Source organism: Clostridium sardiniense, from assembly GCF_019753795.1.
Lineage (GTDB): Bacteria > Bacillota > Clostridia > Clostridiales > Clostridiaceae > Clostridium > Clostridium sardiniense.
In genome coordinates this window covers 115401-135975 of record NZ_JAIKTU010000010.1, presented here as the reverse complement: position 1 = coordinate 135975, position 20575 = coordinate 115401, and the positions used below count along the sequence as shown (strand labels likewise).

20 protein-coding genes and 1 pseudogene are annotated in these 20575 nt (G+C 26.2%); 16 read left to right on the top strand and 5 right to left on the bottom strand.

The genetic code is table 11. From position 1 onward, the window contains the following. Window positions 1–7 precede the first annotated feature (7 nt). A pseudogene (locus K5V21_RS13245) lies at window positions 8–775 on the top strand (ABC transporter ATP-binding protein). Next, window positions 765–2837, top strand: a complete 2073-nt coding sequence (locus K5V21_RS13240; protein ID WP_221861660.1) for an FtsX-like permease family protein — start codon at window positions 765–767, stop codon at window positions 2835–2837. The pseudogene K5V21_RS13245 and the gene K5V21_RS13240 overlap by 11 nt, the downstream one beginning before the upstream one ends. Before the next feature lie 168 nt (window positions 2838–3005). On the opposite strand, the gene K5V21_RS13235 is transcribed toward K5V21_RS13240, so the two are convergent. Beyond that, a complete protein-coding gene (locus K5V21_RS13235; RefSeq protein WP_221861659.1) occupies window positions 3006–3758 on the bottom strand; it encodes an acyl-[acyl-carrier-protein] thioesterase in 753 nt (250 codons plus the stop codon). A gap of 433 nt (window positions 3759–4191) precedes the next feature. Between K5V21_RS13235 and K5V21_RS13230 the strand changes: the two genes are divergently transcribed. The 5 genes from K5V21_RS13230 (at window position 4192) to K5V21_RS13210 (ending at window position 8932) form a co-directional block, all read left to right on the top strand. Beyond that, on the top strand, window positions 4192–5268 hold the full coding sequence (locus K5V21_RS13230) for an FAD-binding protein (protein ID WP_221861658.1): 1077 nt from the start codon (window positions 4192–4194) through the stop codon (window positions 5266–5268). A gap of 214 nt (window positions 5269–5482) precedes the next feature. Next, on the top strand, window positions 5483–5758 hold the full coding sequence (locus K5V21_RS13225; RefSeq protein WP_221861657.1) for a CD3324 family protein: 276 nt from the start codon (window positions 5483–5485) through the stop codon (window positions 5756–5758). A 147-nt stretch (window positions 5759–5905) separates the two neighbouring features. After that, a complete protein-coding gene (locus K5V21_RS13220) occupies window positions 5906–6658 on the top strand; it encodes a class I SAM-dependent methyltransferase (RefSeq protein WP_221861656.1) in 753 nt (250 codons plus the stop codon). Window positions 6659–6774: 116 nt separating this feature from the next. Further along, entirely contained in the window at window positions 6775–7407 is a 633-nt protein-coding gene (locus tag K5V21_RS13215) for a cysteine hydrolase (protein WP_221861655.1), read from the top strand. A 175-nt stretch (window positions 7408–7582) separates the two neighbouring features. Further along, window positions 7583–8932, top strand: a complete 1350-nt coding sequence (locus K5V21_RS13210) for an FAD-binding oxidoreductase (RefSeq protein WP_221861654.1) — start codon at window positions 7583–7585, stop codon at window positions 8930–8932. A 294-nt stretch (window positions 8933–9226) separates the two neighbouring features. Here K5V21_RS13210 and K5V21_RS19765 read toward each other — a convergent pair whose 3' ends face one another. The 3 genes from K5V21_RS19765 to K5V21_RS13200 all read right to left on the bottom strand — a co-directional run bounded on the left by K5V21_RS19765 (window position 9227) and on the right by K5V21_RS13200 (window position 10395). Then, window positions 9227–9331 (bottom strand): 4Fe-4S binding protein, encoded by a 105-nt coding sequence (locus K5V21_RS19765; RefSeq protein WP_407927726.1) that lies wholly within the window; start codon window positions 9329–9331, stop codon window positions 9227–9229. Further along, window positions 9332–9454 carry a 4Fe-4S binding protein gene (locus tag K5V21_RS19760; protein WP_407927725.1) on the bottom strand — a complete coding sequence of 41 codons (123 nt, stop codon included), beginning with the start codon at window positions 9452–9454 and terminating at the stop codon, window positions 9332–9334. It lies immediately after the preceding gene. A 311-nt stretch (window positions 9455–9765) separates the two neighbouring features. After that, a complete protein-coding gene (locus K5V21_RS13200; protein WP_245000724.1) occupies window positions 9766–10395 on the bottom strand; it encodes a GNAT family N-acetyltransferase in 630 nt (209 codons plus the stop codon). 130 nt (window positions 10396–10525) lie between these two features. Between K5V21_RS13200 and K5V21_RS13195 the strand changes: the two genes are divergently transcribed. Together K5V21_RS13195 and K5V21_RS13190 are read left to right on the top strand one after the other, a co-directional pair. Then, on the top strand, window positions 10526–11338 hold the full coding sequence (locus K5V21_RS13195; protein ID WP_221861652.1) for a MerR family transcriptional regulator: 813 nt from the start codon (window positions 10526–10528) through the stop codon (window positions 11336–11338). Window positions 11339–11486: 148 nt separating this feature from the next. Further along, window positions 11487–12668, top strand: a complete 1182-nt coding sequence (locus K5V21_RS13190) for a hypothetical protein (protein WP_221861651.1) — start codon at window positions 11487–11489, stop codon at window positions 12666–12668. Between the two features lie 87 nt (window positions 12669–12755). Here K5V21_RS13190 and K5V21_RS13185 read toward each other — a convergent pair whose 3' ends face one another. After that, complete coding sequence (locus K5V21_RS13185) at window positions 12756–13637, bottom strand: pirin family protein (protein WP_221861650.1); 882 nt, start codon at window positions 13635–13637, stop codon at window positions 12756–12758. A gap of 462 nt (window positions 13638–14099) precedes the next feature. Here K5V21_RS13185 and K5V21_RS13180 point away from each other — a divergent pair, with 462 nt between their 5' ends. The 7 genes from K5V21_RS13180 (at window position 14100) to K5V21_RS13150 (ending at window position 20240) form a co-directional block, all read left to right on the top strand. Beyond that, window positions 14100–14810 carry a M15 family metallopeptidase gene (locus K5V21_RS13180; RefSeq protein ID WP_221861649.1) on the top strand — a complete coding sequence of 237 codons (711 nt, stop codon included), beginning with the start codon at window positions 14100–14102 and terminating at the stop codon, window positions 14808–14810. 20 nt (window positions 14811–14830) lie between these two features. Next, on the top strand, window positions 14831–15523 hold the full coding sequence (locus tag K5V21_RS13175; RefSeq protein WP_221861648.1) for a response regulator transcription factor: 693 nt from the start codon (window positions 14831–14833) through the stop codon (window positions 15521–15523). After that, entirely contained in the window at window positions 15513–16625 is a 1113-nt protein-coding gene (locus K5V21_RS13170; RefSeq protein WP_221861647.1) for a sensor histidine kinase, read from the top strand. The genes K5V21_RS13175 and K5V21_RS13170 overlap by 11 nt, the downstream gene beginning before the upstream one ends. Before the next feature lie 138 nt (window positions 16626–16763). Further along, complete coding sequence (locus K5V21_RS13165; RefSeq protein WP_221861646.1) at window positions 16764–17690, top strand: helix-turn-helix transcriptional regulator; 927 nt, start codon at window positions 16764–16766, stop codon at window positions 17688–17690. A 145-nt stretch (window positions 17691–17835) separates the two neighbouring features. Next, complete coding sequence (locus K5V21_RS13160; RefSeq protein WP_221861645.1) at window positions 17836–18297, top strand: GyrI-like domain-containing protein; 462 nt, start codon at window positions 17836–17838, stop codon at window positions 18295–18297. A gap of 146 nt (window positions 18298–18443) precedes the next feature. Continuing rightward, window positions 18444–19187, top strand: a complete 744-nt coding sequence (locus K5V21_RS13155) for a hypothetical protein (protein WP_221861644.1) — start codon at window positions 18444–18446, stop codon at window positions 19185–19187. 201 nt (window positions 19188–19388) lie between these two features. Next, the gene (locus K5V21_RS13150) at window positions 19389–20240 is read left to right on the top strand and encodes a hypothetical protein (RefSeq protein WP_221861643.1); all 852 of its coding nucleotides are present in this window, start codon (window positions 19389–19391) and stop codon (window positions 20238–20240) included. Window positions 20241–20575 lie beyond the last annotated feature (335 nt).

The window sequence follows — 20575 nt, the reverse complement described above, 5'->3', positions numbered from 1 at the left end:
GGTATAAATGGAAAGGGTATTAAAAATAAAAAATATAGAAAAATATTATGGAAGCAAAGGGAATATAATAAAGGCTATTGATGATATAAGCTTTGATGTTTTTAAAGGAGAATTTGTTGGGGTAATGGGACCATCAGGATCAGGAAAGACTACTCTTTTAAATACTATAGCAACAATTGATGAAGTTAGTTCAGGAAATATTTATATAGGAGATATGGATTTAACTGAAATAAATCAAAAAGATATAGCTAAGTTTAGAAGAGAAAATTTAGGCTTTATATTTCAAGATTTTAATCTTTTAGATACATTAACTATTCATGAAAATATTGCATTAGCATTGACTATTAATAAGACTAAGAAAAGTGAAATTGACGGAAAAGTTAAAAAGATAGCAAGAGAACTTGGAATTGAAGATTTGCTTTTAAAATATCCTTATTAGGTATCGGGAGGACAAAAGCAAAGAACTGCCTGTGCAAGGGCACTTATTACAAATCCAAAGATTATTCTTGCAGATGAGCCAACAGGAGCCTTAGATTCAAGATCAGCACAGATGTTAATTGAGATGATTTCAGATTTAAATAAGAGGCTAGAGGCAACTATACTTATGGTAACTCATGATTCTTTTACTGCAAGTTATTGTGAGAGAATCTTATTTATCAAGGATGGAAAGATATTTACTGAATTAGTAAAGGGAAATAATAGTCGCAGACAATTCTTTAATCAAATATTAGATGTAGTTGCATTGTTAGGTGGTGACGTAAGGGATGTACGCTAAATTAGCCATAAGCAATGCGAAGAAATCAATAAAAGATTATTTAATTTATTTTATAACTATAACTTTATGTGTAAGCCTATTTTATGCTTTTACATCGTTATCAAGCTCTAGTTATGAGTTTATTACAGAAGAATCGTATAAATTTGATATGTTAAAGGATATATTAAAGTATTCAACATATATTATTACAGCATTATTAGTAGTTCTTATAGGATATGTAAATAAATATATGATAAGAAGAAGACAAAGAGAATTTGCGACATATATATTGTTAGGAGCAGAACAAAAAAATGTTGCATTGATGTTTTTTATTGAAACATTAATAGTAGGAATATTGGCTATAATATTGGGTATATTTATTGGAACATTATTTTCCCAAGTGGTTACAGCTTTAGTTCTTATTACAGCAAAGCAAGAGATTGTATTTACTTTAAAGTTATACATGGATACAGTAATCCTAACATTTATATTTTTTATTTCTATGTTTTGTATAATAGGTCTTTATAATATTAAGGTTCTTAAGAAAGTCAAGCTTATCAATATGCTTAATGCAGAAAAGAAAACAGAGTTTCAGTTTAAAAGATGTGGCAAAATTTATGGAGGCGTATTTATTATAGCAACAATATTATATGTGATTGCTGGATATTGTACTTATAAGCTTATAAAAGCAATTAATAATCCAGAACTTATAAAAGGAAATGAACAAGCATTTATAATAGTATCTTTAGTTACTTTCATTTTGGGAACATATGCATTGTTCTATTCTTTAAGTTATATAATTATATTCATTAAAAATAGATGGATAGGATTTAGATACGAAAATACTAATTTATTTTTAATTGGATCAATTGTATCAAAAATAAAAACAGCTCCTATTTTGATGGCAACTATATCATTAACCTTTTTAGGTGCAGCAATAAGTTTTAGTCTAACACTTTTAATGTCTGAGTGGAGCTTAGGATACTTAGATTATAGAATTCCTTTTGATATTAGTATTTCAAATGAATATAGTGTACCAGGCCGTTTTAGTATAACAGACATAAATGATATTCCTAATATAGACTACGGGGAGATAGTTGAGTATTTAAATGAAGATAATTATAATATTGACTATTGTGAGGTTAATAAATACTTTATAAATAAAGAGGATTTTTATAAAAGAGAAAAAAGAGATATGCCTATGCTGGCTATTAAATTAAGTGAATTTAATAAATTAAGAAGTATGTTAGGGTATGAAAAGGTAAATTTAAAAAATGATGAATTTACTATGCAATGGGCTAAGAGAATACCAAAAGAAGAAGTTGATAAATTTATTAATTCAAATTCTAATTTTAAGGTTAGTAATAAAAGCTTAAGTATTAGTAATATACCTTATTATACTGAATCTCTTGGAGAAGGAATTTATAATTTCTATACAAATGCTATCATTATTTTACCGGATGAAGTATGTAAAGATTTAATTGTAGCTAGTACCGATTTTTATGCAAATACTAAAAAAGATATGAGTTATGATAAGGCTATATCATTTGAAAATGATTACGTACAGAAATGGATTAATAATGAGTATGGAGAAGTGGCAAGTAAGTATGATGAGGATGGATATGATGATTACTCATATTTTGTTTATACAAGCACAAAAGTAGCAGAAGTTAGTGAAATATTAAATGCAACATTAGCAATGAGAATACTCGGAATATATTTAGGTATAGTTTTACTTATGATAAGCTTAACAGTACTTGCTTTGCAACAACTTGCAGATTCAATAGAGCATAAAGACAGGTTTAATGTTCTTAAAAAGTTAGGTGTAGAGGAAAAGGAAATAAGTAATATAATTTTAAAGCAAATATCTATATATTTTATTATTCCAATATTTATAGCAATAATTGGGTTTATAATATTTATATATAATTATGCTGTTATATTTAACAGTGAAATAAGTGCATATATAGGAGAGAAGAGTTTTATATTAAATATAAAAATAGCATTGGTATTAATAGTTAGTATTTATATAGCCTACTTTATAGCTACTTATTATACATTTAAGAGAAATATTAAATGTTAGAAATATATAATAATAAAAGGTAAAATCTCATTTAGATAGTATGCTAAGAAATCTAATGAATTCGATTATTAAAAAGGGACAAAGAATTACTTTGGGTGAGTTATTTGGAGTTATATAGAAGAAAACAAACATATTTCTAAAACTAAGATAGACTAAAATTAGTCTATCTTAGTTTTTCTTCCATATAAATTGTAATTTAGTAAGAAGCTTTCCAGTATTGTCACTTGTAATATTATGAATAGTAGTAATCTCGTTATTTTCATCATTAATTACTTCAGATGAAATATGTAATGTATCTCCATCAGTTGTTTCTTTTTTAAAGAGTACTTTGATATTAAATAGTTCATATTCATTTAAAATAGATCTTGGCAGAGTATCCATTGCCATTTCCATATACTTTACATTATTTACATGTCCATTAGAGTCTATATCACTGTATCTAATAGGATAATCTTTTATATAGTCCTCTTTTTGAATATTAGGAATATCATCTAAAGGAGGTACTTCTTCTAATTCTCCTTCAAGTCCATATATTTCACGTTGGTCAGGTGCTATTTTCATAGGACGTCTTTTCTCGAAGTCTATTAATATAGCTGTTGAAACAACTTCACCTATAATTTTTCCTTCAGAATCTTTTATATTATTGTGTCTATAGCCATAAAATTTCTTTGTACCTAAAGCTTTAGTATCTACAGTTATTTTATCTCTAAATTTAGGGTATTCATATATAGTTATGTCATACTTTAAAAGAACCCAAATACATTGATTATGAACAAATCCTTCGTTAGTTTCACCTAAATAATCAGATTGAGAAATAACAACATCCCATAAGTAATCTACTAAAGATGAAAATTTGCATTTATGTTCAGAGTCAACATCAAAAATATTTATTCTGTATTCTTTTTCAAAAACATTATTCAATTATATTTCCTCCTATTATAAAGTTGGTATGCATTTCATATTAAATATTATATCACAGTTTTAAAATTTCTATATTATGTATAGCAAGTATAAGGAATGTTGGGATGGTATATATTTTATTAAGGGAGATTAAATATAGTAAGGGGTTGTTGCAGGGGATGGTGTATTTGTATAGATATATTATTCAAATTTCAAGAGATTTTATGGAGTTCTACAACTTTTCCACAGATAATAAATAGTAAGTAATTTAGTTAGAAGTTATTATTAATATTATATATGAGTTTTATAAATCAATATCAATTTCCAATAAATTTATATTGTTTATCAATAAATAATTATTGATTTATTTATTATAAAATAATATACTGTATATAAATTAAATAAAAATTTACTTTATTTAATTTTAATATATATTAAAAGGAAGATTATTTTTATGAATACAACATATGATATTGCAATTATAGGATTAGGACCAGCAGGTTCTGTTCTAGCAAGATTACTTTCTAAGGAATTTAAGATTATTGCTATAGATAAAAAAAACGATCTTGAAAATGGATTTCAAAAACCTTGTGGTGGGTTATTGTCTTCTGATGCTCAGAAGGTTTTTGCAAGATTTGATATGACTATACCAAAAAGTATTTTAGTTGATCCTCAAATCTTTTCTGTAAAAACTATGGATGAAAACAATAAATTAATTCGTTATTATCAAAGGTTTTATATAAATATTAATCGTCATAAATTTGATTTATGGTTAAAATCAATTATTCCAAGTAATGTACATATTTATAATAATTCTAACTGTACTAATATTGAAAAAATAGATACAGGGTATAAAGTAACTTTTTCTGAAAATGGTAAAAAACAGACTATAATAACTAAATATTTAGTTGGAGCAGATGGAGCAAATTCAATTGTTCGTAGAACAATTTACCCAAATAAAAAGATAAGAACCTATATGGCTATTCAGCAATGGTTCTCTGAAGAACATGAAACTCCATTTTATTCTTGTATATTTGATGATGAAATCACAGACTGTTGTTCATGGTCAATATCAAAAGATAATCACTTTATATTTGGTGGAGCTTATCCAATAGATAATTCAAAAGAAAAATTTGAAAAACAAAAGAAGAATTTAATAAAGCAAGGTTTTAAGTTTGGAAAACTATTAAAAACGGAGGCTTGCCTTGTATTAAGACCATCAAAATACTCAGATTTTTGTTGTGGAAAAAATAATGCTTTTTTAATAGGAGAATCAGCAGGGTTCATAAGTCCAAGTTCTCTAGAAGGAATAAGTTCAGCAATAATCAGCGCTGAGTATTTAAGCAAAGTATTAAACTCATATAGCAAAAACCCAAATAAAAAATATAGACAAAAAACTTTGAAATTAAGACTGAAAATATTCTTAAAGCTATTTAAATGTCCATTTATGTATAATCCTATTTTACGTAAGATTGTACTTAAGAGTAAAATTAATAGTATTGATGTAAGAAAAATAGAAAATGATTTTTAATTATGTTATTTTAATAATAAAAAAGAGAGGGGAATGTTGTATGAGTATATATAAAATAGATTACTTAAAAAGTGTATTAAGCTTCTAGCAGAAACTGTAGTAGATAAGACTATTTTGTTAGGAGCATTTAAGAAGTTATAAAATTTAATAGAATAGTTTTGTGCAGTTTTTGCAGTAATATTTACGATTTTAATAGTAGATAGGAGCAAAAAGTATGAAATATAAGAAAGCACAAGACATATTACCACAGGATTTAGTTATTAAGCTTCAGGAATTTATAGATGGATCTTATTTATATATTCCTAAAAAAGATAGTAACAAAAAATCATGGGGAGATAATACTGGCATTAAAAAAGATTTATATGCAAGAAATAAGAAAATGTATGAAGACTTTAATAATGGAATGACAGTAAAGGAGTTATCTACTAAATATTACTTAGTAGATAATAGTATAAGAAGAATATTAAGAGAATATAAAAATAATATATAAATAAACTTAAAAGATATTTGTTTTATTACAAATATCTTTTTATATATTAAACATAAATAATACAGAATTATTTATGAACTATGTATATATGGACTAATTAGGATAAAATTTATATAGAAATAAAGCTAATAGTGTGAGGTATAAGTTATGGGAAAAAATAAGTATGATAATCAAGAGTTTTTTGATAAATATATTAAAATGACTCGTTCTGTTTATGGGCTTAAAGGCGCTGGTGAGTGGCAAGAATTTAAAAGAATGTTACCAAGTTTAGAGGGGAAAAAGGTTTTAGACTTAGGTTGCGGATTTGGATGGCATTGCAAATATGCTATTGAAAATAATGCTAAAGAAGTAGTTGGAATAGACTCTTCAGAAAAAATGCTTAAACAGGCTAAAAAAATTAATGGGGATTCATCTATAGAGTATGTAAAAGATACAATAGAAGATATAAAATTTAAAGAAGATTATTTTGATGTTGTAATAAGCTCATTAGCATTTCATTATGTTGAAAATTTTAAAGAAGTGTGTAAGAAGGTATATGATTGCCTAGTATATGGGGGAGATTTTGTATTTTCAGTTGAACATCCAATATTCACAGCATATGGAAGCCAAGAATGGTATGTTGATGAATTAGGGAATAGACTACATTGGCCAGTAGATAATTATTTTAATGAAGGAAAAAGAAAAAGCATTTTTTTAGGTGAAGAGGTAGTTAAATATCATAAGACAATAACTATGTATATTAATACATTAATACATTGTGGATTCGAGATAAAGGAAGTAACTGAGCCAAAGCCACCAAAAGAAATGTTAGAAGGCAATAAAGAAATGCAAGATGAACTACGTAGGCCAATGATGTTATTAATATCAGCAAGAAAAAAAGAAATAGTGGATATGTGGTAACTTAAATGTTACTGGAAACTAAAAAGTGCCTAATTGTTGTTTTTTACTTAATGAATTATTATGAGGTTGTAAGACAGCACTAAATAATTTTAAATGAAAAACCGGGAGGAATTAAAATGAAATTTAATAATAAAGAAACAGCATTAATATTAGTAGATCCACAAAATGAATTTTTACATGAAATGGGAGAAGGATATAAATTAGCTAAAGATGTTATTGAGGCTAATAACACTATAGAAAATATTGTATCTCTACTTAAAAAATCAAAGGAAAATGGATATAAAGTATTTATATCACCACATTACTACTATCCACATGATTACACATGGAAATTTGGAACAAATGGTGAGCATATGATGCATGAAATGAAAATGTTTGAAAGAAAAGGACCTTCAGAAGCGGTAGAAAAGAATTCAAGAGCAGATATACTTGATGAATTTAAGGAATACATTGAAGATGGAGAAACTATAATAGCAAGTCCACATAAAATCTTTGGACCACAAACAAATGATTTAGTATTACAGTTAAGAAAGCAAAAAATAGATACAGTAATACTTGCAGGAATGAACTCAAATATTTGCATTGAATCACACATGAGAGATTTAGTAGAACAGGGGTTTGAAGTTTATATTGCAAAGGATGCAACAGCAGCACCAGGAATGGAAGCATACGGAGCAGCAGAAGTTAACTTTGGTATGTTATCAAGTGGTTCATTAACAACAGAGGAAGTATTAAAAGAATTAAATTAATACATAAAATCAATATTATAATAATTATATAATATACAAAGAGTAGTTAGAGAAGTTTCTTTAGCTACTTTTTTTAATATAATATGTGAAATCAATCCCTACGTATGTCATATATTGATAGTAGTATATAGATTTTATTATAAATCAAAATATTATATTACAAAGGATGATAAATATGAGTATATTTAAGGAGTTATGTTTTAACGGTGAAATAGTAACGCCTAATGATGTGGAATATAATGAAGATAGACAAATATGGAATAGATCAATACAAAAATGTCCAATTGCTATATTATATTGTACTAGTAGAAAAGATGTTATAAGTGCGTTAAGATTATGCGTTAGAAAAAATATTAATTTTAGAATTAGATCTGGTGGGCACAATTATGAAGGTTATTCAATTGTAAATAATGGAATAGTAATTGATGTAAGCAGAATGAAGAGAATAAGTATAAATGAATTAAACAATACAGTAAAAATAGAATCAGGAGTACAAAATAGTCAGCTTTATGAATATTTAGGTAAAAGAGGATATCCTTTTCCTGGTGGAACTTGTCCAACTGTCGCATTATCAGGATACACTTTAGGTGGAGGTTGGGGGATGTCTTGTAGATTATTTGGGTTAGGTATAGATAGTGTAGTAGAATTTGAGATTGTAGATTATAGAGGTAAAGTAATTATTGCAAATAGAGATTGTAATAGTGATTTATTTTGGGCATTAAGGGGATCAGGTGGAGGAAATTTTGGAATAGTTACCTCATTAACTTTTAGGTTACCACCAAAATTAAATAAAGTAACCTTATTTAGAATATATTATCCAAACACTACTACTAGAGAACAAGCAAAGATTATGGATATATTTCAAAACTTATATCAAACCTTAGATAGAAGAGTAAATATGAGAGCAAGTTTTTATAATGCTGAAGATGAAGGTTTGGCAGTATTTTTTATAGGTTTATTTTATGGAGATATATCAGAGTTAAAGAAAATATTAAAGCCTTTATTAGTAGTACCAAAGGCTGAGTCTGATTTCGAATATACAACTTTTTTAAATGCTATAAGGCAGATTGAGGCTATATATCCAGAGAGTGAAAAATTCAAAACAGAAGGTAGATTTGAAGATAGAATATACTCAAAGTGTGAGTTATTAAAATTAGCATCATCTATTAGAGAAAAACCTATAGGTTCAGTTTATGCTGCAGTTACTTTTTATGGATTAGGTGGGGCGGTAAAGGATAAAGGAAAATATGAAACAGCTTTTTATTATAGAGATTCTAATTATATTATAAGTATACAATCAGTATGGGAAAACTCAATTTATGCTAAAGAAAATAAAGAGTGGGTAGCGAGTAGATTAAATTATCTAGAACTGATTACGGAAGGTTCATATGTTAACTTTCCATACAGTCCACTAATAAATTATGAAGCAAAATATTATGGTGGAAATGTATGTAGGTTAAGATGTGTAAAAGAAAAATATGATCCATTTAATATATTTAATTATCCACAATCAATAAAAGCATAATTTAATTTTGTATAGATATTATATTGTGAAATAAATGTATTAAAAAGTTATATTGGTAAAATTAAAGTTATCGTATAGATAAGGGGATAGTAGTGATAATCAAGTGGGAAAGGTATTTCCTATATATATGATTTAGTATTAAAACCTCATTTAGAGATTAGTGGAAAGTTTTATTACAAATAAAAATAAGGTCTAGAATTAATTCTAGACCTTGAAAAGTAACTCTCATTGCTTCAGGTTTTGAAGCAAGTTAACTATTATTTCTGTTAATTCAATAATATTTTTATACTTTAATTAATTTTGTAAAATACACTTTTTAGGGCAAGCAAGTTGGCATGCTCCGCAGTCAACACAACCGTCTTCATTGATTAATCTTTTTCTATCTTTTTCTTGAGATATTCATCCAACAATGCATACTCTTTGACAGGTTCCACAACCTACGCATTCTGATTTATTAATTCTTCTTGGCATAGTTTTATCTCCGATTAAAAATGTATTATAATGTTTGCTTGCAAGATTCAACTGTGAACTCTAGTACTCTTGTTAAGAAAGGATATTTCTTTAACATCATATCAAAGTATTCACCATTTTTTAAAACTTTTCAGTTCCTTCAAGTAAAAATCCAGTTCCCATAAATTTTAAAATCCTAAGTTTTATTCTAATTTTTATAGTAAACATATTAGTAATTATAAGTTGAATAGATCCGTTTTATTACCTTTTATAAAGCTCATAAAAAGTATAATTTTTATTAAATAGGTAGCATTGTATTTGGTGAACAATAACTTTTTTGATGAAGTGTACAGAAGCTAAATCAGGTTCTATCGAAACATTAATTAAAATTCATATTCATATAAGAATACATCAAGATCCATATTAAGTGTATTAAAATATATCTTTTTTTCATTTATTAGTTTAAAGTTTTGACTATCATAAAATTTATAGTTACATCTAGTATCTGTGTATACATATAAAGATTTCACATCCATGCTTTTCATATAATCAAATAGATAACCAAGAAGAGATTTACCAATTCCAAGACCTCTAGATTCCTTTGATACAATAAATAGTTGTATACATCCTTGAAAATTATCTTTTTTTCCTTCTATAAGTTCTTTATATGCATCAGTAATCTTTGAGAATTCTTTAAGTAGTTCCATGGTATTCCCTTTAGACATAATTGATTCAATCTCGCTAGAATTAAGCTCAACGCTAGAACTACAATCATCTACTCGATTAGTATCTTTTTTTGCATTACCTAAAATAAAGCCTATTATTTTATTATCTTTTTCTGCAACTTTGCTAAATGAACTTTCTAAAATACATATATCTAGATAACTGCTTAATGCTATATCTAGAACCTTAGCATCATCAATAAATTCATTGAAACCAAATGCTTCACCTATCATGTTCTTAATAGTTTCATAATCATCTTTAATTATTTCTCTATATTTTACTTTACCCATATTCATATACTCCTTTTATATAATAAAATTTTGAATTTAGTATTTATCATTAATACTTTATAATGATAATAAGGTATACCCTAAAGGGAGAGTCAACGAGAATTTAAAAGATATGAGGGGGATAATTATAATGAAAAATTTATTTTCTATTGGTGAAGTTTCTAAAATTAAAGAGGTTACTATAAAAGCCTTAAGATATTATCATAAGGTGGGAATACTTATACCCAAATATATTGATGAGGAAACAGGTTATAGATATTACTCTATAAACCAATTTATTTATATAGATATCATAAAAGGTTTCAGAGCACTAGGAACTAGCATAGCAGAACTACAAGAAATTTTTGAGGAACGTAATACAGATAAACTCTTAGAATTTTTACAATTGAAAAGGTATGAAGCACAAGAGAATATAAAAAGAATGAATGAAATAATAAGAAATATTGATGCATTAAGTAATAGCATAGAATATTCTAAGGATATAATAAATAATGATGAAATATCTACACAATTTTTTAATGAACGTTATGTAATTACAGTACCATGCAAAGAGGTTGAAAGTTTAAAAGAATTATTATACTATTCAGAGTTAGAGAAAGTAATTGAAAATAAGAATGTACAAATGTCTTTAGATAGAGGAATCATATACAATATTGATTCAGAGGGAAATATAGAGCCAAGCTACGTTTTTAGTGGCTTTAAAGAAAATGATTATGTAGATATGGAAGACGACATAAAAGTATTACCAAAGGGAGAGTATTTAACTTTAGTTTATAGTAAAGAAAATGAAAATGAACGTAGAAGAAAATTATTAAATTATATAAGAGAAAAAAATTTAAAGGTCAAATGGTTTATTGAAGTAGAGTTATTTAATGACTTTTTCAATATAGAATCATATAATTGTCAAATTCAAGTTTTTGTAGAGTCTAATGAGAAATTATAAGATTGAGAATTTAAGGTTTCTTAAGAAATTTTTATGTGTATTTTAAAGTTTTAATATTACAATTAGACAATAATACTAGAATAGATATGATTAACATAATAAAATATTCATTCTAAGTTTAATTAAAATAAAAAAGGGGGATTTGATAATGACAAAATCAAAAAATAAATTACTTATAATAATTTCGATTTTATTAGTTTTATTAGTAGGATCAGTAGTAATTGATATTATATTAAATAAGACTTACAAGACTAATTATGAAAGTTTTAACTCTGTAGATAAAGAAATGTTTGGACAATTATCAAAGGTATATAATCAGTTTGATGAAAATAGTGATAAATTATGGGGAGATAAAGATAAACTAAATAATATGCCATTAATCTTAATAAGGACAAATAATGATAAAGGAATTATAAGAAAATATGCATATGCCATTAATGTAAAAGGGATTGAGAATAGTATATTTGCAGAAAAAATGACTATGCCAAGTTCCTTGGATTTACCAACAGTTTATAGATTAAGTAAGTTTGATATAAGTATGCTATATACTTGGATGCCTTCAAATTTTGGAACTGTAAATATTGATAATCAAGCTATTTTCTATTTTAAGTATTATCCTAAAATGATAGAGAATCCAGATTTATATTTTGATTTCTCTTCATTCTTAATACATGAATCATTCCATACATATAATCAAAAAAATTGGACATATGACAAAAATGATGGAGAGTATATAGAAAATTATCCAGTAAATAAAGAAAATTATGCTTTAATGGGATTGGAATTTAAACTTCTAGATAAATGTATGGAAAAAAGTAATACAGAAGAGATTAAAAAGTATTTAAAGGAGTGGACTATTGTACGTACTTATAGATATGAAAAATGGCCACAATTGATTAAAGAAACTAACACTGAGGCAATAGAAGGAACAGCAAGATATATGGAATATAAATATAACAAGTTAACAGGAGGAAACTTAATGGTTCTTGCTAGTAAAGAAAAGCCTTATCATGTTACATTTACTCATGCATTTAATTGTATATCAGATGGTATAGGAGAGACACCTACATATTTAGAGAGACCGATGAAATATGAGACAGGTGCAGCACTAGGATTAATAATGGATAAATTAAATATTAATTGGAAAGATGACATAGAAGATAGTACAAAGAAAAATGGAGAAACTCAGTATGAAATATTAAAAAAATATTTCAATATTTCAAATAAAGACACATCAGAGAAAGTTATTAAAAAAATAGAAGAAGAAAATAATTATAATAAACTACTAAAGCAAGGACAAAAAATAGTCGATATAATAAATAGAAAATAATTTTAAAAGCTAATAAGTATATAAAGTATATTCACTTTAATATTTTATTTAAGGGAAAAAGCATTAAAGCTTTTTCCCTTTTTCTTATTAAAAATTAAAAGTTCCAAATTTTCCACTTTCAAAATCATTATATGCTTGAAGTAGTTCTTCCTCTGTGTTCATTACAAATGGACCATCAGAAGCTACAGGTTCATTTAAAGGTTCACCACTTAGAACTATAAATAATGATGTTTCAGTTATTGATTCTATATTTATTTTTCCTTCTACATTATCAAACAATATAAAATCATTTTCTTCAAAAGTATTTTCATCATTAACCTTTATCTTACCACCTATAACTAAAATACCTGTATTAAAATTACTTGGCTCTGATAATACTGTTTTTCCAAAATTCTTTAAATCAACATTATATAAGTTTATCTTAGAAAAAGTACTAGCTGGGCCTTTTACTCCGTTAACTTCTCCAGCTATTATTTTTATTTCTCCATAATCATTATTCAATTTACAAATGCCCATATCATCTTTTGAAATTGATTGATACTTAGGATGAGTCATTTTATCTTTCTTAGGTAAATTAACCCAAAGTTGAATCATATGAAGAATTCCTCCATTTTTAGAGAAACTTTCTTCATGATATTCTTTATGGAGAACTCCAGATCCAGCAGTCATCCATTGGACATCTCCAGGTCCTATGACACCATGATTGCCTTTATTATCATGATGCTCAACTTTTCCTGCATATGCTATAGTAACTGTCTCAAAGCATCTATGTGGATGGGCTCCAACTCCACGCCTAAAGTTTGATGGTTCAAAATAATAAGGTGCATTATAATCTAATAAAATAAATGGTGAGAAACGTACAAGTAAATCCTTGCCTTGAGGGAAATATTGACTTACATGAAATCCATCTCCAACCATATGGAATCCTGGTCCTTTAAAATATGTTTCAATTGTTCTAAATTGATCCATAAAAAATCATCCTTTCAAATATCATATTTAATTACGTTTAATAATTAGGTACTATATTATCAGATGATAAAAATTAAATCTAATTACCAAAATTTATATTTATAAAAGATTATTTACAATTAGAAATATAATAGGTAACTTATAGGCAAATAAAGTTTATATTCTATTTATAAAGTAATAAATAGAATATAAAGACTAACAATAAATAATAAATTTTATTAAATTTAACTATAAGATTATCATCATAATAATTACAGAGAACTTTAAACCTATGAATTATCGGATTATTATCTATTAAGTGGATATTTTTAATAAATAAAGATAAGCTAAAACTTATATCCTACTTTCATTTTTTATAAAACTTAAGGTTTCTTAAGAAATTTTTATAAGAGTTGTAAACTCTCTTTTCTAAAATAAAGTCATGATATGAAGTCACGATATTTAGAAAAGAGAGGTAGAAAAATGAAAAGTGGATTAAAAAAGGTTTTAGCGTTTATAATAATTATTATTGGAATTTTATACATGTTGGATTTTATAGGTACGGGATCAAAGGATATAAGTAATAAAGAAAATATATTTAATTTAAAGGGAACAGAGATGAAAGCACAAGGGAATAGTCCTAATATAGGAACAGAATTGATTTTAGTAAATAGAAAATATGGGCTAAGCAAATATTATGAACCAGAGGGTTCAACTATACCAAATATAGAATTTACAGATGAAGCAACTGATGAAGAAAAACATGTAGCTGGAATTATGGCAAAACCATTAGAGGATATGGTAAATAAGGCTAAAGAAGAAGGGGTAATATTACTTGGAAATTCAGCTTATAGATCATATAGATCTCAAACTAAAACTTATAATAATAGGGTAGAAGCAGAAGGACGGGAACGTGCAGATGCATATGTAGCAAGACCAGGATTTAGTGAGCATCAAACAGGATTATGTATTGATATTACTAATAGGGATAAATATTTTGTGAAGGGAACAAAAGAGGCAGATTGGCTTGCTAAGAATTGTTATAAATTTGGATTTATTATAAGATATCCTTATGGAAAGAAAAATGTAACAGGTATAGAGTATGAGCCTTGGCATGTTAGATATGTTGGTAAAAAAGCTGCTAAGGATATTTATGATAAGAAGATTACATTAGAAGAGTATCTTGGAAAATAAATATATAATTGGAGGGGTATATGAATAATAACATTCTTGTAGTAGATGATGAAAATGAAATAAGAGACTTATTAGAAATAAATCTTAGAAATGAAGGATATAATGTTTTTAAGGCAAAATGCGGAGAAGAAGCCTTAGAGGTATTAGATAAAGAAGAAATTCATTTAATGGTTTTAGATATAATGATGCCAGGTATGGATGGTTTAGAAGTTTGTAGAAGGGCAAGAGAAAAATATAATATTCCAATACTTATGTTAAGTGCAAAAGTGGAGGATATGGATAGAATACAAGGAATTATGACTGGTGCAGATGATTATGTGTGTAAGCCATTTAATCATTTAGAACTTACAGTTAGAATAAGAGCATTACTTAGAAGGGCATACTTTCTAAATACTAAAATGCAAACTTCAAATGATATAATAAGAATTGAGTCAATGGTTATAGATAAGAGCAAACATAAGGTAACTGTAGATGAGAATGAAGTATCATTAACTGCAAGGGAGTTTGATATTTTATATTTATTAGCTACAAATAGAGGTAGGGTATTTAATACAGAAGAAATATTTGAGAAGGTGTGGAAAGAAAGATATTATCAATCAAATAATACAGTTATGGTTCATATGAGCAGAATCAGAGAAAAATTAGAACAGCATATGGAAGGCAATAAGATAATCCACACTGTATGGGGAGTTGGTTATAAAATTGAAAAATAAAAAGGTTTATAAACATTGGGAACTAACATTAATTGATATAGCTATTTCTGCAATATTAACTTACTTTACAGTAATAATAATTAGAGTGGGTATAGTATTTCTTTATAGATATACAGCGATTCAACTTATTAATAATATTATAAACCTATGGCGTTATATACATGAGATGTACCTTGATGGAATTATTTATTTAGTTGCCGGATTAGGGTTATTTATAATATTTTATTTACTTGTTAAGAGATATAGAAGAAATAAGAGTTTGGTGAATATTATAAATGAAACTGAAATAATGGCTAATGGTGATTTGGATAGATCAATAAATGCTTACGAAGAAGGAGATATCAAAAAGTTAGCAGATAATATAAATAGTATATCAAAACAGCTTAAAGATAGAACTATAGAGGAGAGAAAAGCACAGCAAACAAAAAATGATTTAATAACGAATGTTTCTCATGATTTAAGAACTCCACTAACTTCAATAATGGGATACTTAGAAATAATTGATAGCGATCAGTATGATGATGAAGTGAGGCTTAGATATTATGCTAATATTGCATATGAAAAATCAAAGAGTTTAAATCTTCTTATAAATGATTTATTTGAATTAACTAAAATGCAGAATAATACTATTAATTTAGACAAGAGAGAAATTAATTTAGTAGAATTATTAGGTCAAGTAGTTGCTTATTTTGAATGCCAGTTTAAGAACGCAGATATGGAATCAAGAATTAATTTTTCAGATGATAAGCTAATAGTAGATGCAGATGCACAGAAACTAGTAAGAACTTTTGAAAATTTATTATCTAATGCAATTAAGTATGGTAAGGACGGACATTATGTTGATGTAACAACAAAACTTGAAGATAATATGGCAGTAATTCAAGTTATAAATTATGGAAAGGCTATATCTTCAGTAGATCTTCCTAATATATTTGATAGATTCTATAGAGTAGAAAAATCAAGAAATAGTGATATAGGGGGATCGGGGCTAGGACTTGCAATAACTAAAAATATTATTGAGTTACATGAAGGAACTATAGAGGCTTATAGTGATGATTCAAGAACAATATTTGAAGTTAGGTTACCAGTTTTAAATAAATAAATTTATAAATATCTATGTTCGATATTTATAAAGGTGATAATAAAGTAAGCAAAATAGTGAAAGTCAGGGTTTATGATTTAAGATAAAAAGCTATTACCTAAATGTATATATAATATAAATCATAAATAGGGGTAAGTTATGAAAATTAATAGATTAACTGAGATAATAATAATACTTCTAAACAAAAGAAGTGTAACAGCAAAAGAATTAGCAGATAAATTTGAAGTATCTACAAGAACTATATATAGAGATATTGAAGAGTTATCTTTATCAGGAATTCCAGTATACATGAGTAAGGGAAAAGGTGGAGGCATATCTTTATTAGAAGAATACTCTGTAAATAAAACCATACTATCAGAGAAAGATAAGCAAAGTTTAATTGTAGCTCTAAAAACATTAGAGGTTACTAAATACCCTGAAATTAATTCAGTTATAAATAAGATGAGTTTTATGTTAAATAAAGAGGAGCTATCAAATTGGATAGATATAGATTTTTCTAAATGGGGTAGCGATTTTAATGAAAATGATAAATTCACTCAAATAAAAATAGCAATATTAAATAATAAATTAATAGAGTTTAATTATGTAAATAGCTTTGGAAGCAAATCAAGAAGAACTATTGAGCCAATGAAGCTTATTTATAAAGGTCAGACATGGTATCTATATGGATATTGCAGGTTAAAGGAAGATGTTAGAATTTTTAGAATAACTAGAATAAAAGATTTAGTTGTAATGGAAGAGGACTTCGTTAGGAGAAAGCTTAAAGAAATAGATATGAATTCTTCTAAGGATACTATAGATAACATGGTTACTTTAAAACTAAAACTTAATAAAGAAGTTTTATATAGAATGTTTGATGACTTTGATCAAGAGCTATTAATTGATAATAGAGATGGTACATATGAAGTAAACATAGAGCTTCCGGAAAATGAGTGGCTATATGGATATATTCTTTCTTTTGGGAATTATGTAGAAGTGATAGAGCCCAAATATATAAGAGATATTATACTAAATAAGATGAAAGAAACTATAAATATGTATGAAGCAAAGGCACAAATAAAATAAATATATAAATAAAGTTATAGGATATAAGCAAAGAGTAAAATCAATTAAATCATAAATAATTTTAAAAAGATTTTATAATATGACAGACTAATGTCATATTACTTTATATATACTCTAATAAAAAAGTATATTAGGAGGATTATTTATGAATTATGAAATAGTAAATTTAGATGAGAAAAAGGTTGTTGGGTTAGTAAAAGAAACTACTAATAACGAAAATAAGGCAGTTAAAGACATAGGTGAGTTATGGCAAAAATTCATCATGGAAGGTTATTATGAAAAAGTACAAAATAAAAAGGATAATAAAGCTATTGGATTATATACAGATTACCAGGGAGACTTTACTAAACCATATAATTTCTTTTGCTGTGTTGAAGTGAGTGAGGCGAGTAAAATAGAAGCTCCGTTAGTAAGTAAGACAATTTTAGGTGGGAAATATGCTAAGTTTATTATAAAGGGTGATGTTAAAGATTCGGTTGGAGAATTTTGGATGAAACTTTGGCAAATGAATTTAGATAGAAGCTACACTTGTGATTTTGAAGAATATCAAAATAATAGTGAAGACATGCAAAATCAAGAAATTCATATTTATATTTCTATAAATTAATTATTAATAAAAGATAAAAATAGAGATTAAGAGATAAGCTAATGATATTACATATATCATTAGCTTATCTTATAATTTAAATAGTTTTATAATTAGATCATAGTTATGTAGAATATATGTAAGAATATTATTTTGGAGATGTTAGAATGAAAAAGACATTATATGATTATAAAGAGATAATTAAAAATTTACCAATTAAAGATAAATACACAAAAGAAGAATTATTAATAGAAGGTTTCTTAATTGATAAGAAAGATAATATAGAAATATATTATGCTCCACACAATGAGTATATTAATAAAAAAGCTAAAGTTTTTATAATCGGAATAACTCCAGGGTTTCAACAAATGAGTACAGCAATTGCCACTGTAAGAAAAGAGTTAGAAGTAAGTAATGATATTAAAGCAATTCAATATAAGTGCAAGGTTGCAGGACGTTTTAGTGGATCTTTAAGAAAAAATATAATAAGTATGTTAGATGAGATAGAGCTTAATAAAGCGTTGAATATAGATGGTTGTAGTGAATTATTTGCTGAAAAGGACTATTTATTACATACAGTATCTTTAATTCCTTATTCTGTTTTTGTTAAGAAACAAAACTATTCAGGGCATACTCCAAAGCTAATAAAAAGTGATTTTCTAATGAAATATGTTCGTGAGAATTTTATTAATGAACTTAGAAGCTTAGATAATTTTGAAGATATATTATTAATACCATTAGGTAGAGCTGTTGAAGAAGTTTTGTGTAAACTTCAAGAAGAGGGGATTATAAATGAAAATCAAATTCTTAAGGGATTTCCACATCCTTCTGGAGCAAATGTTAATAGGATACCTCAATTAAATAAAAATAAGGATCAGATGATTAGTTTTATCCAAAGAAAGAAAGTCTAATATGATAATTGAGATAATGCAAACAATAGAAATAAAAAGATTAATATTATAGATATTATAATAAGTACGATGTTGAATTAAATATCCTATGTATAATTATAAAAAGTCTTTAAATATAATTATGTAATATTGTATACTAAGAAGTGCTGATTAAAAGTAATTTAGCAAAAGATTATTATACAATAGGGGGATAAAAAACACATGAAGAAAAAATACAAAATACTATTAGTTGCTACCATTACAGCAATTATATTAGGAGTAGCATCATTTTTTGTATATAGGAATTATAATGCAAGTAAAATATTGAAAAAAGGTATGCAACTTACATCACAGAAAGAATATGATAAGGCTTTAGCTGTATTTGATTTAGAGTTAGATTATAAATCAAATGATAAAGAGGCGTTAGAAGCAAAAGATATGATAGAGAAGTATCTAGATTCTAAAAATCTATTTGATAAGAATAAAGTAGAAGATGCTAATAAAGAAATAAAAGAAATTAGCAATAATTATACAAATTTTGATGGATTAAAGAGTGATGTTAATAATCTTAAAAAACAAATAGATAATTCCATAGAAAATATTAAAAAGATAAATAAAGTTAAAGATTTAATAAATGAAAAGAAATATACTGAAGCAGAGAAATTAATTAAAAATGTAGAAAAAGAAAAATTAAATGAAGATCAGAAGCAGCAGACTGAAAAATTAAAAGAAAAGGTAGGCGCAGAAATCTTAAGAATAGAAGCTGAAAAAAAGTCTAAAGAAGAAGCAAAAAGACTTGAAGAAGAAAATAGAGAAATTGAAGAAAATAAAAAAAATTTCAATTCATTTGATAGAGCGGTTGAGTTAGTTAAGAAAACAATTTCTGGATATGATAATTTAATATATGAAGGTGTAGCAAATAGAGATCAGGTATTATATTATCAATTTTGTCTTACTGGTACTGCAGATTATGGTGGAGTGTCACGATATCTTGTACCGATAAATAAGAGTAATAATGTATATTTACTTGTATGGACTGCAAATGGAAATTCATTATATTTAGTAAGTAGTTAAGAATTAAATATTTGCATAATAATAAAACTGAAGTTATTATTTATAAATAGCTTTAGTTTTATTATGCAAATATAGTTTGAAAAATACAATTCAGTAATAAACTTTATAGTTGGTAGATAATTATATTTAGTAAGTATTTAAAAAATAAATAATAGAATATAAATTATTATATTTCGCAGAGTTTATGAGTTTAAAGTATATTGCCTTTCAAGTTTAAAAAAGGTAGAATTGTTAATATATTGGAAAAGAAAGGGGGATTTTTTTATGACAAAACCTGCTATTAATGCATAGCAAGGCTATTGCATTATAATAAAAGTAATATAATAGCATTTGCT

Bases quoted from the DNA above. Each gene is read 5' to 3' on its own strand.
- K5V21_RS13240 (WP_221861660.1), top strand. From the start codon at position 765: ATGTACGCTAAATTAGCCATAAGCAATGCGAAGAAATCAATAAAAGAT.
- K5V21_RS13175 (WP_221861648.1), top strand. From the start codon at position 14,831: ATGAATAATAACATTCTTGTAGTAGATGATGAAAATGAAATAAGAGAC.
- K5V21_RS13225 (WP_221861657.1), top strand. From the start codon at position 5,483: ATGAAATATAAGAAAGCACAAGACATATTACCACAGGATTTAGTTATT.
- K5V21_RS13200 (WP_245000724.1), bottom strand. From the start codon at position 10,395: ATGGGTAAAGTAAAATATAGAGAAATAATTAAAGATGATTATGAAACT.
- K5V21_RS13180 (WP_221861649.1), top strand. From the start codon at position 14,100: ATGAAAAGTGGATTAAAAAAGGTTTTAGCGTTTATAATAATTATTATT.
- K5V21_RS13220 (WP_221861656.1), top strand. From the start codon at position 5,906: ATGGGAAAAAATAAGTATGATAATCAAGAGTTTTTTGATAAATATATT.
- K5V21_RS13190 (WP_221861651.1), top strand. From the start codon at position 11,487: ATGACAAAATCAAAAAATAAATTACTTATAATAATTTCGATTTTATTA.
- K5V21_RS13195 (WP_221861652.1), top strand. From the start codon at position 10,526: ATGAAAAATTTATTTTCTATTGGTGAAGTTTCTAAAATTAAAGAGGTT.
- K5V21_RS13185 (WP_221861650.1), bottom strand. From the start codon at position 13,637: ATGGATCAATTTAGAACAATTGAAACATATTTTAAAGGACCAGGATTC.
- K5V21_RS13215 (WP_221861655.1), top strand. From the start codon at position 6,775: ATGAAATTTAATAATAAAGAAACAGCATTAATATTAGTAGATCCACAA.
- K5V21_RS13210 (WP_221861654.1), top strand. From the start codon at position 7,583: ATGAGTATATTTAAGGAGTTATGTTTTAACGGTGAAATAGTAACGCCT.
- K5V21_RS13150 (WP_221861643.1), top strand. From the start codon at position 19,389: ATGAAGAAAAAATACAAAATACTATTAGTTGCTACCATTACAGCAATT.
- K5V21_RS13160 (WP_221861645.1), top strand. From the start codon at position 17,836: ATGAATTATGAAATAGTAAATTTAGATGAGAAAAAGGTTGTTGGGTTA.
- K5V21_RS13155 (WP_221861644.1), top strand. From the start codon at position 18,444: ATGAAAAAGACATTATATGATTATAAAGAGATAATTAAAAATTTACCA.
- K5V21_RS13165 (WP_221861646.1), top strand. From the start codon at position 16,764: ATGAAAATTAATAGATTAACTGAGATAATAATAATACTTCTAAACAAA.
- K5V21_RS13230 (WP_221861658.1), top strand. From the start codon at position 4,192: ATGAATACAACATATGATATTGCAATTATAGGATTAGGACCAGCAGGT.